The sequence below is a fragment of the Desulfarculaceae bacterium genome, from assembly GCA_020444545.1.
Classification (GTDB): Bacteria; Desulfobacterota; Desulfarculia; order Desulfarculales; family Desulfarculaceae; genus Desulfoferula.
The window spans coordinates 463,580-478,039 of the sequence record JAHLKT010000003.1; the positions used below are offsets into that span (position 1 = coordinate 463,580).

A 14,460-nucleotide genomic window follows, 5' to 3' on the forward strand; every position below is an offset into this window, starting at 1 on the left:
ACGGGCCCGGCTCCTGGCCGGTCCGCCGGCGGCCTCTTTATGCTGCGTATTGTCCAGCCGGCTTCATACCTAGCAATAAGCGTGCCGGGGACTGCCGGGACAACTTGCCGTAATGATTGATCATAATGTGACACACCACGCGAGGATGCCCACCGGTTCATTGCAAGTGTGCAAGTAATTTTGAACCGTATTCACATAAATACGGTATCAAACAGTAAAACCGTGTGGTTATATTTTATTGCATTTCTGCAACACTAATGCAGTTGTGCATCCTCGCGCAGGCCGTACTTGACCATCTTGCGCCAGAGGGTGGTGGGGTGGACCCCCAAGGCTTTGGCCGCTTGGGACAGGGTGTGGTGGGCCTCCAGGGCCCCTTGGATGATGGCCGCCTCCGAGGCCTCCACCGCCTGCCGGAGCCCCAGGCCGCTGGCCAGGGCTCCGCCGGGGGCCTGGCGCAGCTCGGCGGGCAGGTCCGGCGCGCCGATGAGTTCGCCTTCGCTCATGATGGCCATGCGCTCCAGGACGTTCATCAGCTCGCGCACGTTGCCCGGGAAGGCGTAGCCCATCAGGGCGTCCACCACCTCCGGGGCCAGGCGTTTCTTCATTCCCTGGGACTTTTCGTAGCCCTCCAGGAAACGCTTGCAAAACAGCGGTATGTCCTCGCGCCGCTGGCGGAGCGGCGGAATCTCTATGGGAACCACGTTGAGGCGGTAGAACAGGTCTTGGCGGAAGCGGCCCGAGGCCACCTCGCGCTTGAGCTCCCGGTTGGTGGCCGCGATCACCCGCACGTCCACCTTGGTGGGGCTGGTGTCGCCCACCCGGGTGAAGACCCCCTCCTCGATTACCTGCAAAAGCTTCACCTGCATGGCCGGGGTCAGCTCGGCCACCTCGTCCAGGAAGATGGTGCCCTTGTGGGCCGCTTCCATGAGCCCGGCCTTGCCCGCCGGGTCGGCCCCGGTGAAGGCGCCCTTTCTGTAGCCGAAGAGCTCGCTCTCCATGAGCGAGGCGGGGATGGCCCCGCAGTTGATCTTGACCAGGGGCCGGTGACGGCGGCCGGACATGCGGTGGATGGTGCGGGCCAAGAGCGTCTTGCCCACGCCCGACTCGCCGGTGATGAGCACCACCGCGTCCACCGCGGCCACCTTCACCGCCTTGGCCAAGACCAGCTCCATGGCGCTGGACTTGACCACCATGTCGGTCAGCGCGCTCTCGTACTGCTCCTGCTCGATGAGCGACTGGTAGTAGCGCGAGGACAACAGGCGGCTCTGCTCCAGCTGGCCGCGCAGGTTGTTCAGGCTGGTCATGTCGCGCACGTTGGTGACCACTAGGGCCACCTTGCCCTCGTCGTCCAGGATGGGGGTGCCGGTGACCATCACCTGCTTGGAGCCCCGGATGTTCTGCATGATGGTGACCGAGCGGCCCTTTTGCAGCACCTCCAGGGTCACCGAGTGGTCGAAGAACTTCTCCTCCACCAGGTCGCGGGTGTTGCGGCCCAGGAGGTTTTCGCGTTTGAGGCCGGTTATCTTCTCGTAGGCGCTGTTCACCCGCACGGTCACCGCGTTGCCGTCGGCGATGTAGAGCCCGTCGTGGCTGGTCTCGAAGATGGCCTCCAGCTGGCGGTGCAGGCCCTTGTAGCCTTGCAGCTCGCTGATCAGGGCCTCGTAGTGGGAGATGTCCTGAAAGACGCTGATAACTCCGGCGGCCCGGCCGTCGATGATGATGGGATTGCGGTTGGCCACGATGGTGGCCGCGTAGATGTTGAGCCGCCGGCCGATCTGGGCCTCGCCCCCGGCCAGGATCTCCTGCATGTCCGCCCAGGCGTCGGGGCTCACCTCGCTGAAGTGCCTCCCCACCTGGTCGGTGTCGGCCCGGCCCAACATGCGGCGCGCCGCCTGGTTGAACAGCACCACCATGCCCGAGGCGTCTATGACCACCATCCCGGTGCTGGCGGAGTCCAGCACCACGGCCAGGGGAGCCAGGAGGCTCTTGAGGTCCACGGGCGGGGTTTCGGTCATGTTTCTCCCCTGGCCGGCCAACGGAATGCCATGAGCAAACCTGGCGGCGGCCGGTTGGTTTTACTTGACCTGTTACGCGCCCCCCCATTATGTTCAATATATTGAACCCTGGCAAGAGCTTTGGAGGAGCCGATTTCATGGTGTCTTTGGGGGCCAAGCTGCGCGCCCTGCGCAAAGGGCAAAAACTTTCCCTCAAGCTGGCGGCCGAGCGAATCGGCTGCGCGCCCTCCTATCTCTCCATGGTGGAAAACGACAAGGTTGACCCCTCCATCAGCCGTCTGAAAAAGATCGCCGAGGGCCTGGGCAGCACCATCGTCGAGCTATTTGAAGGAAACGGCGGCGACGAGGTGGTGATGCGCAAGGCCAAGCGCCCCCGCGCCTCCTTTGGCCGTTCCAACCTGCGCATAGAGCTGCTGGTGCCCCGCGGCCCGGACCGGGCCATGGACGCCCGCCTGGCCATCGTGGGCCCGGGCGGGGGCAGCGTGGGCGACTACAAGCACAAGGGCGAGGAGTTCGGCCTGATCCTGGAAGGCAGCCTCGAGCTCAACGTCAACGGGGCCTCCTATTCCCTGGGCCCGGGCGACAGCTTCTACTTCCACTCCGAGCAGGACCACAGCTTTACCAATCCCAATGACAAGGATTGCCGAATCCTGTGGGTGAACCACCCCCCATCCTGGTAACGAGCGAGGGACCATGCTGGCGGCGCGTTTTCACGAGGTAGGCCGACCCCTGGCCCTGGAAGAAATCCCCACTCCCACTCCCGGCCCCGGCCAAGTTCTGATCGAGCTCCGCGCCTGCGGGGTCTGCGGCTCGGACATCCACATTGCCTACGAGGGCGTGACCCCCACCGCCTACACCCCCATCACCCTGGGCCACGAGCCCTCCGGCGTGGTGGCCGAGCTGGGCCCGGGCGTGGAGGGTTGGGCAATCGGCGACCGGGCGGTGCTCTGCTGCTTCTTTGTCTGCGGCCAGTGCCTCAATTGCCTGAGCGGCAACCAGCAGGTGTGCCTGGAGCGGCGCTGCATCGGCATCCAGGCCGAAGGCGCCTTTGCCGAGTACGTGGTGGTGCCGGCCGGCAACCTGGTGCCCCTGCCCGAGAACGTGCCCTTTGCCCAGGGGGCCATCATCACCGACGCGGTGGCCACGCCCTTCCATGCCCTCAACGCCACGGGCAAGATGCGCCCCGGCGAAACGGTGGCCGTGTTCGGCTGCGGCGGCCTGGGCATCCACGGGGTGCAGCTGGCCCGCCTGGGCGGCGCTTCCAAGGTCATCGCGGTGGACATGCGCCCGGCCGTGCTGGAGCGCGCCCTGGCCGTGGGGGCCGACGTGGCCATCGACGCCTCGCGCCAAGAGGTGGTCCCGGCGGTGCTGGAGGCCACGGGAGGCCTGGGGGTGGACCTGGCCGTGGAGCTGGTGGGCGCGCGAGTGACCATCGCCCAGGCGGTGGATTGCTTGCGCGTGGGCGGCCGCGCGGCGGTGGCCGGGCTGGGGCCCGCGCCCATTACCCTGCCCCCGCCCACCACCTTCGTGCGCCGCGAGGCCGCGCTCTTGGGCTCCTACGGCTTCACCACCACCGAGATCGCCACCCTGGTGGGCCTGGTGGCCAGCGGCCGTTTGGACCTCTCGGGCTCCATCAGCCTCACCATGCCCCTGAGCCAGGTGAACCAGGCCCTGGACATGCTGCACGAGAAAAAGGGCGACCCGGTGCGCATCGTGGTGGAGCCTTAGCCCCCGTAGCGTCTCTTTCTTGAAATAGCTTTTCGCCTGCTGGCCTCGACAGCTTGCTGTCGGGGTCGCCTCGCTTTGGCGAGACGACAAGAAATCCGGCCGCCAACGCCCCCACGTTCTAACACCTCCTCCCGCCTCGCGGACCGAAGTCTGGCCGATAAATCCCAAAACCTATCTTGTCATTGCGAGGAGCGGCCTGCCGGCCGCGACGCGGCACTCTCTGCCCGCCAGCAGAAGGCAGGTAAAAATGGCCAAGCTCTCCGTCCCTGCCCCTACAGGATAGCCGTCATTGCGAGGCCCGCCGCTGAAAGAGGTTTTTGAAAAATGGGCCTCCCTCGCGGCGGGCCGTGGCAATCTTCCTTGGTCTCGTCTCCGGTTCGCGAGAAGAGCCAAAGCCCTCTCTAGCAACCCCCGGACGATCTCAAGGGAAGATCGCCACCTCGCGGCGGGTGCAGGCCCTTTTTCATTGCCCGCCTCCCGGCCGCCGCTCCTCGCGATGACAGCCATTTCTATAAGGAAGAACCGAGCCGCCCCACATGCAAAGGCGGGGATAAACCCCGCCCTCTTTCTTTACGACTGACCCGAGCCCCGGCGGCCGAGTGCGTTGGCGAGGCGTGTCTTTGCAGCGGTTTTAGGACGCAGGCGTATATGCCAATACGCCGAGGACTCAAACCGCGAAAAGCACGCCGCAGGCAGCAATCGGCCGCCGGCCAGAAAAACTACTCTTCGATCTGGGCCAGCTTAGCCGCCCACTTCTTCTTCATGTCCATCTTGGCCAAGCGGCCGTACATCACCTTCTGGGTCTGGGGCGAGCCCGCTCCATGCATGGACTCCACCAGGGCGGTGCCGCCGGTCATGTTCTCGATGAGCCGCAGGATACGCATACGGTTCTCGGTGGACACCCCCTCCACTCCGGAGAGGTACTTCTCCACGTACTTGCCGATCTCCGGGTGCCGCAGGTCGGCCTCGGAGGGCATGGTGGCCAGGATGCCGCCGGCCACGTCGTGGGCCAAACGGGCGATCTCGTACACGTGGCGGGTCACGTTGTGCTTGGTGCAGTTGGCCAGGAGCGGGTCGGGGTAGAAGGCCCCGGAGGCGGTCTTCTGGCCCATGGCCGAGCAGGAGACCGACCCGGCGTAGAGCGTCTCGGTCAGGTGCATCATCTCGGCCAGCTTCTCCTTCACATGGCTGGCCTTGCTGCTGCCCTGCATCTCGGTGGCCAGTGCGCAGGCCCCCACTAGCACGTCGCTCACCCCGCCCTTGCAGCCACCGTAGTTCTGGCGGTGCAGGGTGGCGAAGCGCTCCACCAACAGGCCCGAGAACTCGGTCTCGCCGCACATGAACACCCGGTCCCAGGGCACGAACACGTCCTCGAACACGATGAGCGTCTCGCCACCCACCAGGCCGTACTCCGCGTTGCCCGCGTCCAGGGGGCTGTGGATGCGCCGGTCGTCGTTGGTCTGGCGGCCGAAGATCTGCACCACGCCCGGCGAGTTCAGGGGCACCGCGCAGACCAGAGCGAAGTCCTGGTCCTCCTCGCGCATGAACTGGGTGGGCATGATCAGGATTTCGTGGCTGTTGGCCGCGCCGGTCTGGTGGGCCTTGTTGCCCCGGATCACGATGCCGTCCTCGCGGCGCTCGGTCACCCGGGTGAAGACGTCCAGGTCCTTTTGCTGGTGCGGGGCCAGGGAGCGGTCGCCCTTGGTGTCGGTCATGCCGCCCACCACCATCTTGTTGCTGGCCTGGATGTACTTGAGGTATTCGGTGAAGCGCTGGTGGTAATCGGTGCCGTGCTTTTGGTCGATCTCGTAAGTGGTCATGTAGGTGGCGTTGAGCGCGTCCCAGCCCACGCAGCGCTGGAAGCAGCTCCCGGTCTCGTGGGCGATGGCCCGGAGCAGCTGCACCTTCTTTATCAGGTCCTCCACCGACTGGTGGATGTGGGTGAAGCGGCTGATGCGCTCGCCGGTGAGGTGGCTGATGGCCGTGGCCAGATCCTCGTACTCGGGCATCAGGGCCATCTCGTAGGTCTTGGCCGCGGCGTTGACGTGGGGCCGGAAGGCGGGATGGCTGGTCACATCCTCTACGCGCTCGCCGTTGAAATAGACCAGATGGCGCTGCTCGCGCAGGCTGGCCAGATAATCGTCCTTGGTGACTATGCGCTCCATTTTCATTTCTCCCGGCCCAGCAAGCGGGCCACCACCTCGGCCGGAGCCAGGCGGTCGTCGGTAACTACCACTATGGTCTCGTCGTCGGGCAGCTCTTCCAGGGGGCAGGCCGTGGCGCAGCCGCACACGGCCAGCACCGCCTGGTGCCCGCCCTGGTCCAGCCGCTGCCAGGCGATGCTTGTCCCCGCCGCGTCGCGGATGGCTTCCCAATATTCCACGCGCTCGTAGGCGGGGTCGCACCCGCCGCAGAACTTGAGCGCTACCTTCATTGGTTCTCCCGCCCTACCGCCTCGGCGGATCGCCGGGGGGCACCTGCTCCTTGAGCGCGTTCTTCAGCACCTTGCCGCCGGGATTGCGCGGCAGCTCGGCGATGAAGCTCACCGAGGCGGGCACCTTGTAGTCCGCAATCAGGGTGGCGCAGTGGGCGATGACCTCGTCCTCGCCCGGCTCGGCCCCGGGGGCGCACACCACGAAGGCGTGCACCACCTCGCCGAAGATGCTGTGGCCCCGGGGCACCACCGCCGCCTCCAAGACGCCGGGGTGGGTCACCAGGGCGCTCTCCACCTCGATGGAGTATACGTTCTCCCCGCCCCGGATGATCATGTCCTTTTTGCGGTCGGCAATGTACACGAAGCCCTCGGGGTCGATTCGCGCGAAGTCGCCGGTGTGCAGCCAGCCGCCCTTGAGCGCGGCCTCGGTGGCCTCGGGCTTGTTCCAATAGCCCTGCACCACCATGGGGCCGTTGATCAACAGCTCGCCCACCGCGTCGGGCGGCAGCTCGCGGTCATCCTCGTCCACCACCATCACCCGGTTGCCCGTGGTGGGCAGGCCGATGGAGCCGGCCTTCCTGAGGGCGTCGCAGGGCGGCAAGGCGGTGACCAGGCTGGTGGCCTCGGTCAGTCCGTAGGCGTTGATCAAATCCACTCCCAGCCGGTCTTGCAACTGGATGATCGTCTCCGGGGCCATGGGCGCGCCGCCGTAACAGGCCAGGCGCAAGGCGCTGAGGTCCGAGCGCTCCAGCTCCTCGTTGACCAGCATCAGGGTGTACATGGTGGGCACCTTGAAGGTGACGGTCACCTTGTGCTCGCCGATGAGGCGGATCATGTCCGCGGTCTTGTAGGAGCGCATGATCACGCAGGTGCCGCCAGCATAGGCAAAGGCCACCAACTGGCTATGCAGGCCGGTCACATGGAACAACGGCACCACTATCAAGGTGACGTCGTTTTCTTTGTACTGCAAGTGGGCCCCGCAGTTGCGCGCGTTGGCCGCCACGTTGCCGTGGCTCAGGATGGCCCCCTTGGGCAGGCCGGTGGTGCCGCTGGTGTACATGATGCTGGCCGGGCTCATGGGCCCCAACTCGGGCTGGCCACTGGGCGCGCCCCCGGCGGCCAGGATGCCGTCCAGATGCTCCACGCCTTCTCGGCGCTGGCCCCCGGCCTGGATGATCCGCGCGGGCAGCTCGGCGATCTGGCCCATGGCCTGGGCCGCCTCCCAGAACTGGTCCTCCACGATCAGCGCCTTGGGCCCCGAGTCGCTGAGCACATAGGCCAGCTCCTGGGGGGCCAGGCGGTTGTTCATGGGCACCACCACCGCGCCCAGCATCAACGCGCCGTAATAGCACAGCACGAAGTCGATGCAGTTGGGGAAGAGCATGGCCACCCGGTCGCCCTGCCCCACCCCTCCCGCTTGCAGGCTGGCCGCCACGGCCTGGGCCCCGGCCAGGGTCTCGGCGTAGCTCAGGCTGCGCCCGCCCTCGATGAGGTAGGGCTTGTTCGGCAGACGGCCCGCGCTGTGGGCCAATATTTCGTGAATCAGCACGGCCCCCTCCCTACCAGGCGGTCCAGCCGCCGTCGATGTAAATGGTCTGGCCGGTGATGAAGTCGGAGCCCGGCGAGGCCAGGAAGATCACGATGCCCTCCAGCTCGGGCGGGTAGCCCCAGCGGCCCATGGGGGTGCGCTCGTTGATGAAGTTGAAGCGCTCGGGGTCGTTGCGGATCTGGGTGACCAACTCGGTCTCGAAGTAGGTGGGCGCGATGGCGTTTACCCGGATGCCCTCCTTGGCCCACTCGATGGCCATCACCTTGGTCATTTGGTCCACCCCGCCCTTGGAGCAGGAGTAGGCCAGCTGGTTCATCATGCCCACCCCACCGAAGATGGAGGACATGTTTATCACCTTGCCGTAGCCGCGCTCCAGCATTCCCGGGGCCACCGCCTGGGCCACCAGAAAGTAGCCCTTGAGGTTGGTGTCGATGATCCGGTCCCATTCCTCCTCGGGAAACTCCACTACCGGCACCCGGTAGTTGACCCCGGCGTTGTTCACCAGGATGTCGATGGGCCCCAGCTCCTGGCTGATCTTGGCCACCGCCGCGGCCACCTTGGCCTTGTCCAGCACGTCCAGCTCGAAGCCGGTCGCCCGCGCGCCCAGGCCGCACAGGGCCTCGCTCACCCGGTCCATGTCCGGGCGGCTGCGGCCGCACACCGCCACGTTGGCCCCGGCCTTGGCCAGGGCCGTGGCCGCCACCTCGCCCAGGCCCCGGGTGGCCCCGGTGACCAGGGCGGTCTTGCCGCTCAGGTCGAAATGCTCCAGTGCCTTGGCACTCATTTTTTCGTCCGCTCCGTCCCGGCCTCTAGAGGGCCAGGTATTTGTTGACCACGTCCTGGTTGTCCCAGATATCTTCCATGCTTCCTTCATGGACGATCTGGCCCTTCTCGATGATGTATCCCCGGTCGCTCACCCGGCGGCAGAACTTGAGGTTCTGGTCGGCCAAAAGGATGGTCATGCCGTGGGAGCGAATGGTCTCGATGGCCTCGGCCAGGGTGCGCACGATCAGCGGGGCCAGGCCCTCGCTGGGCTCGTCCAGGAGCACCACCGCCGGGTTGGACATCAGGGCCCGGCCCAGGGAGAGCATCTTCTTCTCGCCGCCGGACATGTTCAGGCCCTTTTGGTCGCGCCGTTCGGCCAATATGGGGAACAGGCTCATCACCCGCCGCTTGTTCCAGTAGCCCTCGCGCCGGACCAGCTTGGCCGCGATGTCCAGGTTTTCCTCGCAGGTCAGGTCCGGGAAGATGCGCAGGTCGTCGGGCATGTAGGCCAGGCCCAGCTTGGCCTTGTTCCAGGGCGGCTCGGACTGCACCTCTCGGCCCTGAAACAGGATGCCTCCGCCGGAGGGCGGGGTGAGGCCCATGATGGTGCGCAGGGTGGTGGTCTTGCCCACGCCGTTGCGGCCCAAGAGCGCCACCACCTCGCCCTCTCCCACGCTCAGGGAGATGTTCTGCAGGATGTGCGAGGTTCCGTAATAGGTGTTCACGTCCACCAGGGAGAGAATCATGCCACCACCTCCTCGCCCAGGTAGCACTCGCGCACCTGCTTGTCGCATTTCACGTAGTCCGGCCCGCCGTCGCAGATGATGTCGCCCCGGTTGAGCACCATCACCCGGTCGGACAAGCTGAACACGATGTCCATGTCGTGCTCCACGATGACGAAGGTGGTCTCCCCGCTGGCCGAGATGCGCCGGATGTGCTTGAGGATGTCCACCCGCTCCACCGGGTTCATGCCCGCGGTGGGCTCGTCCAGGAACAAGAGGCTGGGCTTGGCCGCCAGGGCGATGCCCACCTCCAACAGGCGCTGGTCCCCGTGGCTCAGCTCGCTGGCGGTCACCCGGGCCTCGCGGTCCAGGTTGGTGCGCTCCAACAGCTCCATCACCCGCTGGGCCACCGCCTTTTCCTTGGCCACGGGGCGGAAGATATTGGCCGCCTTTTTCATCTGGGCCAGCACCGGTATCTCCACGTTCTCGAACACGCTGAGCTGGGGGAAGACGTTGACCACCTGGAAGGAGCGGCACAAGCCGCGCCGCACCCGTTCATGGGTGGGCAGGTCGGTGATGTCCTCGCCCTTGAACACGATGCTCCCGCTGTCGCAGGGCAAAAGGCCGGTGAGCACGTTGATCAGGGTGGACTTGCCCGCGCCGTTGGGGCCGATGATGCTGGTGAGCACCCCGGCCTCTATGTTGAAGCACAGGTCCCGGGCGGTGACCACCTTGCCGAAGGCCTTGTTCAGGTCTTTCACTTCCAGCAATATCTCGCCCATCAGCGCACCCCCTTCCGCGCGGCGGCCCGCTCACGCAGGCGCTTCTCCAGCCCGCCCATCACGCCTCCCCGGAGGCCCATGATGATGGCCAGCAGGATGATGCCGAACCAGAGCATCCAGTTCTGGGTGAAGCGCTCGATGACCTCGCGGAGCACCACGAAGATGACGCTGCCCGCCAGGGGCCCGCTGAAGGTTTGCAGGCCGCCGATGAGGCTGACCAGGATCGGCTCGGCCGAGTGGCTCCAGTGGGCGCTGAAGGGGTCGGTATTGTACTGGAGCATGGCCCCCAGGCTGCCGGAAAGGCCCGCGAACATGCCGCTGATCACAAAGGCGGCCAGGCGGTATTGCTTCACCGGGATGCCCGCGAAGCTGGTGCGCTGGTGGTTCTCCCGGATGCCGGCCAGGACCAGGCCGAAGGCCGAGGAACGGATGCGGTGCACCAGCCACAGGGTGATCCCGAAGAAGAACAGCACGAAGAAGAAATATTGGTTGTCCTTGACGATGGGCAGGCCGAACACGCTGCCCCGGCTGATGCCCACCAGGCCGTCGTCGCCACCGGTTATTTCCCGGAGGTTCCAGATCAGCGAGAAGATCATCATGCCGAAGGCCAGGGTGAGCATGGCGAAGTAGATCTCGGTGTTGCGCACGCAGAAGAAGCCTACGATCAGAGAGAAAATGCCCGCCACGGCCACGCCGGCCAGGATTCCCAGGATGGGGTCCTGGGTCAGGTGCAGGTTCACCAGGGCCATGCCGTAGGAGCCGCAGGCGTAGAGCGCGCCGTGGCCAAAGGACAACAGGCCGGTGCGCCCCAGGAGGATGTTGTAGCCCAGGGCGAAGATGGCCAGGAGCATCACCCTCATGCCCATGTAGATCACGAACCGGTCGCCCACCAGGCCCATGACCGCCAGCCCGGCGATGATGCCCAGGTAGACGGCGTAGGTTGCCTTGCTGCTCATCGCGATGCCTCCCCGAAGAAGCCCTGGGGCCGCCAGAGAAGGACCAGCGCCATCAGGATGAAGGTGAGGAACATGTCGAAGCTGGGCAAGAAGCGGGTGCCGAAGGAACTGAGCAGCCCGATGATCAGCGCGCCCAGGAAGGCGCCCTTGAGGCTGCCCAGGCCGCCGATCACCGCCACCACGAAGGCCTCGATGATGATCGACTCGCCCATGCCCGGCGTAAGCAGGCCCACGTAGGGCACGGCCAGGCCGCCGCCCAGGGCCCCCAGCCACACCCCGAACACGAACACCCCGGTGAAGATCCAGGGCACCTTGGCCCCCAGGGCCGCGGCCATCTCGCGGTCCGAGGAGGCCGCCCGGATGATGCGCCCGGCCCAGGTGCGCTCCAGCGCGGCCCAAAGCCCCAAGGCCACCAGCGGCCCCACCGCGATGATGAACAGGCTGTAGGTGGGGAACATGCGCCCCAGTATGGGCACGCTGCCCCCCAGCCCCGGCACGATGGGCGAGCTGATGGAGCCCGCCCCCCAGACGATCTTCACCAGGTCGTCGAAGATGAGCACGAAGGCGAAGGTGAGCAGGAGCTGATAGGGCAGGTCCAGGTGGTAGACGTAGCGCAGGAAGTAGCGCTCCACCAAAAACCCGACTCCGCAGACGAACAGGGGCCCGAAGATCAGCCCCAGCCAGAAATTGTCCCCCAAGGCGGCCAACACGGTGTAGCAGAAGTAGGCCCCCAACATATAGAAGGCGCCGTGGGCGAAGTTCAAGACCCCCAGCACCCCGAAGATGAGGGTGAGCCCGCTGGCCACCAACCAGATGAACATGCCCTGGCTCAGGCCGGCCAGGCACACGTGTACGATGGACTCAAACATGCAAGCGCTCCCGACGCGCCGGAGGGCGCCGGCGCTGATGATGTATGGACGGCCCCGGCCGCCGCGACGCGCGGCGGCCGGGGATCGGAGCGTTTACCCCTTAAAGGGGGGATGCGTGCCGGGTCCCTCGAAGGGCGGCCGGTTGAAGAACTGGGACGGCGGAATGACCACCTGCTTGCCCATGACCTTGAAGGGGTACTTGGGGTTGGCGGCGGTGAGGCCCCAGGGAACCTCGTACATGGCCTGGTGGTCTTCCTTGCGGAAGACGCGCTCGCCGGCCGGGCTGCCCATCTTCATGCCTTCCAGCGCGCCGATGACCGCCTTGGCCTCCTTGGAGCCCGCGGCCTCCACCGCCTGCTTGTAGGCGTACATGGCCGAGTAGCCGGTCTCGGAGACATAGGCCGGGTAGTGGTTCCAACGCTTCTTGAAGCGGGCCACCCAGTCGATGTTGCGCTGGTCGTTGGGGAACATGAAGAAGTAGCGGCCCGAGATCCACACGCCGTCGGGCATCTCGGCGCCCAGGCCCTCCAGGACGTCCATGGCCGCGCCCACGGGCAGCATGATGTGCTTGATCTGCTTGAACAGGCCGGCCTGCTTGGCCTGCTTGATCATGGTGATCAGCTCACCGGCCCACTCCACCGAGTAGAGGCCGTCGGGCTTGGCGTCCAGGATGGTGTTGATGTGGGCCCTGAAGTCGGTGGTGCCGAAGGGAGCCCAGGACTCGGCCACGAACTCGGTGCCCGGCTTGAGCTTGCCCAGGGTGTCCTTGAACATCTTCCAGCAGGTGTAGCCGTACTCGTACTTGGGGCTGATGGTGGCCCACTTCTTGGCCGGGAGGCCCTGGGCCACGAAGGCGGCCGCGTTGCCGTCCTGGTAGGTGGGGGTGCAGATGCGGAAGATTTCCTTGATGCCCTTTTTGAACACCTCGATCTCGGTGAGCTTCTCGGTGGCCGCGTGGGTTACCATCAGCGGCTTGCCGAGCTGGGCCATCACCGGGGCCAGGGCCAGGGCCTGGCCCGAGGAGTCCACGCCGGCCAGGAAGTCGGCGCCCCAGGAGTCCACGAAGTAGCGGGCGTTTTTGATGGCCTGGGGCTTTTTCAGGGTGGAGTCGCGGAAGTCGACCTCCAAGGGCACCCCGGCGATACCGCCCGCCTTGTTGATCTCCTCCATGGCCATGGTGGCGCCCATCTTGTGGAACTCGCCGTAGCCGGCCAGGGTGCCGGACATGATGGCCTGGTAGCCGACCTTGACCGGGCCCTTGACCTTGGGCGTGGCGGCCCACAGGCCGGTGGGCTTGAGCGCGCCCGCGCCCACGGCCGCGCCCGCGCTGGTGAGCAGACCGGCCTTAACGAATTGCCTTCTGGTGAATCCCTTTTTTGGCATCTTGGTTCCCCTCCTGAAAATGCCGCAGGTTTGCATGTCGCGGCCACCCGGCCAGGCCCGGCGGCTTGCCTAGATATTTACCTCCGATGTTTTGACAAGGTGGGATTTCGCATCAAGGATTGAATCAATTTAGTAAATATCTTGAACGTAGGTCAAGGCAATTTTCTTATATCTTGAATTTCCGGGCCGGTTGACAAGGGGAGCGGCGGGGGGCAATCATGGCCCCTGCACCAAGAAACAGGGAGGAAAACATGGACCCGCGCTACCAGAAGCTGGCCGAGAAGATCAACCTGGGCCAATCCGAGCGCATCGCCCGTCTTTTCGCCATGCTGGCCGACCCGGACCAGGCCGAGCTTCTGCTGGCCCTGCCCGCCGACGTGCCCGGCGCGGCGGCCAAGCTGGACCGCGACCCGGCCCAGGTGGAGGCCATGATCGACGACCTGTTCCTCAAGGGTTTGGTGTTCCCCTCCAAGAAGACCGACCCGCCCACCTGGCGCATGGGCCGCGACCTGGTGCAGTTCCACGACGCCACCCTGCTCTGGCCCGAGGCCAGCGAGGAGTTCTACGACCTGTGGCGCGATTTCATGGACCAGGAGTGGTTCGAGATCGCCAAGGACTGGAGCGCCAATGTCACCAAGCCCTTCACCCGGGTGATCCCGGTGGGGGTGTCCATCGAGGCCCGCACCTCTATTCTGGATTTCGAATCCGTGGCCGAGATGGTCAACAAGGCCAAAAGCCTTTCGGTGACCAAGTGCACCTGCCGCCTGTCCATGCGCAAGTGCGACCGGCCCCTGGAGGTGTGCCTCCAAGTGGACGGCGCGGCGGAGTACAACCTGGCCCGGGGCACCGGCAAGCCCATCAGCAAGGAAGAAGCCATCGATATCCTCCGGGAGGCCGAGGAGGCGGGCCTGGTGCACGTGACCATGAACCGCCACCAGGGCAACAACTTCATCTGCAACTGCTGCCCCTGCTGCTGCCAGACCATGCCGGTCTTGATCGAAGGCGGCATCCGGGTGGTGGACCCCAGCCGCTTCGTGGCCGTGGTGGACGTCGAGGAGTGCGTGGCCTGCGGGGTCTGCTCCGAGCGCTGCTACTTCTCGGCGGTGACCACCCCCGAGGGCGAGGACGCCCCCCGGGTGGTGGACCCGTCCCGCTGCATGGGCTGCGGCCTGTGCCTGGTCACCTGCCCCAGCGGGGCCATCAGCCTCCAGGAGGCGCGCGAAAAGGGCTTCGTGCCCGGCGCGGCCTAGGATAGAG

13 protein-coding genes are annotated in these 14,460 nt (G+C 65.8%); 3 read left to right on the plus strand and 10 right to left on the minus strand.

Translation table 11 applies throughout. From position 1 onward, the window contains the following. Positions 1 to 254: 254 nt before the first annotated feature. Positions 255 to 2,015 carry a sigma 54-interacting transcriptional regulator gene (locus tag KQH53_10625; GenBank protein ID MCB2227119.1) on the minus strand — a complete coding sequence of 587 codons (1,761 nt, stop codon included), beginning with the start codon at positions 2,013 to 2,015 and terminating at the stop codon, positions 255 to 257. Between the two features lie 137 nt (positions 2,016 to 2,152). Here KQH53_10625 and KQH53_10630 point away from each other — a divergent pair, with 137 nt between their 5' ends. After that, positions 2,153 to 2,695 carry an XRE family transcriptional regulator gene (locus KQH53_10630; GenBank protein MCB2227120.1) on the plus strand — a complete coding sequence of 181 codons (543 nt, stop codon included), beginning with the start codon at positions 2,153 to 2,155 and terminating at the stop codon, positions 2,693 to 2,695. Between the two features lie 13 nt (positions 2,696 to 2,708). Beyond that, positions 2,709 to 3,743, plus strand: a complete 1,035-nt coding sequence (locus KQH53_10635) for a zinc-binding dehydrogenase (protein MCB2227121.1) — start codon at positions 2,709 to 2,711, stop codon at positions 3,741 to 3,743. 719 nt (positions 3,744 to 4,462) lie between these two features. On the opposite strand, the gene KQH53_10640 is transcribed toward KQH53_10635, so the two are convergent. From KQH53_10640 to KQH53_10680, 9 genes are all read right to left on the minus strand, one after another. Further along, positions 4,463 to 5,908 carry a 4-hydroxyphenylacetate 3-hydroxylase family protein gene (locus KQH53_10640; GenBank protein MCB2227122.1) on the minus strand — a complete coding sequence of 482 codons (1,446 nt, stop codon included), beginning with the start codon at positions 5,906 to 5,908 and terminating at the stop codon, positions 4,463 to 4,465. Positions 5,909 to 5,910: 2 nt separating this feature from the next. Continuing rightward, the gene (locus KQH53_10645; protein MCB2227123.1) at positions 5,911 to 6,177 is read right to left on the minus strand and encodes a hypothetical protein; all 267 of its coding nucleotides are present in this window, start codon (positions 6,175 to 6,177) and stop codon (positions 5,911 to 5,913) included. Positions 6,178 to 6,190: 13 nt separating this feature from the next. Further along, positions 6,191 to 7,726 (minus strand): long-chain-fatty-acid--CoA ligase, encoded by a 1,536-nt coding sequence (locus KQH53_10650; GenBank protein MCB2227124.1) that lies wholly within the window; start codon positions 7,724 to 7,726, stop codon positions 6,191 to 6,193. 10 nt (positions 7,727 to 7,736) lie between these two features. Then, positions 7,737 to 8,510, minus strand: a complete 774-nt coding sequence (locus tag KQH53_10655) for an SDR family oxidoreductase (protein MCB2227125.1) — start codon at positions 8,508 to 8,510, stop codon at positions 7,737 to 7,739. A 25-nt stretch (positions 8,511 to 8,535) separates the two neighbouring features. Further along, positions 8,536 to 9,237, minus strand: a complete 702-nt coding sequence (locus KQH53_10660) for an ABC transporter ATP-binding protein (protein MCB2227126.1) — start codon at positions 9,235 to 9,237, stop codon at positions 8,536 to 8,538. Further along, complete coding sequence (locus KQH53_10665) at positions 9,234 to 9,995, minus strand: ABC transporter ATP-binding protein (protein ID MCB2227127.1); 762 nt, start codon at positions 9,993 to 9,995, stop codon at positions 9,234 to 9,236. Before KQH53_10665 ends, KQH53_10660 begins: the two co-directional genes overlap by 4 nt. Next, positions 9,995 to 10,951: a branched-chain amino acid ABC transporter permease gene (locus KQH53_10670; GenBank protein ID MCB2227128.1), complete on the minus strand. Its 957-nt coding sequence runs from the start codon at positions 10,949 to 10,951 to the stop codon at positions 9,995 to 9,997. The genes KQH53_10665 and KQH53_10670 overlap by 1 nt, the downstream gene beginning before the upstream one ends. Further along, entirely contained in the window at positions 10,948 to 11,820 is an 873-nt protein-coding gene (locus KQH53_10675) for a branched-chain amino acid ABC transporter permease (GenBank protein MCB2227129.1), read from the minus strand. The genes KQH53_10670 and KQH53_10675 overlap by 4 nt, the downstream gene beginning before the upstream one ends. 93 nt (positions 11,821 to 11,913) lie before the next feature. Next, positions 11,914 to 13,203 carry an ABC transporter substrate-binding protein gene (locus tag KQH53_10680; protein ID MCB2227130.1) on the minus strand — a complete coding sequence of 430 codons (1,290 nt, stop codon included), beginning with the start codon at positions 13,201 to 13,203 and terminating at the stop codon, positions 11,914 to 11,916. Positions 13,204 to 13,454: 251 nt separating this feature from the next. On the opposite strand from KQH53_10680, the gene KQH53_10685 reads away from it, so the two are divergent. Continuing rightward, on the plus strand, positions 13,455 to 14,453 hold the full coding sequence (locus KQH53_10685) for a 4Fe-4S binding protein (GenBank protein MCB2227131.1): 999 nt from the start codon (positions 13,455 to 13,457) through the stop codon (positions 14,451 to 14,453). The last annotated feature ends 7 nt before the right edge of the window (positions 14,454 to 14,460 follow it).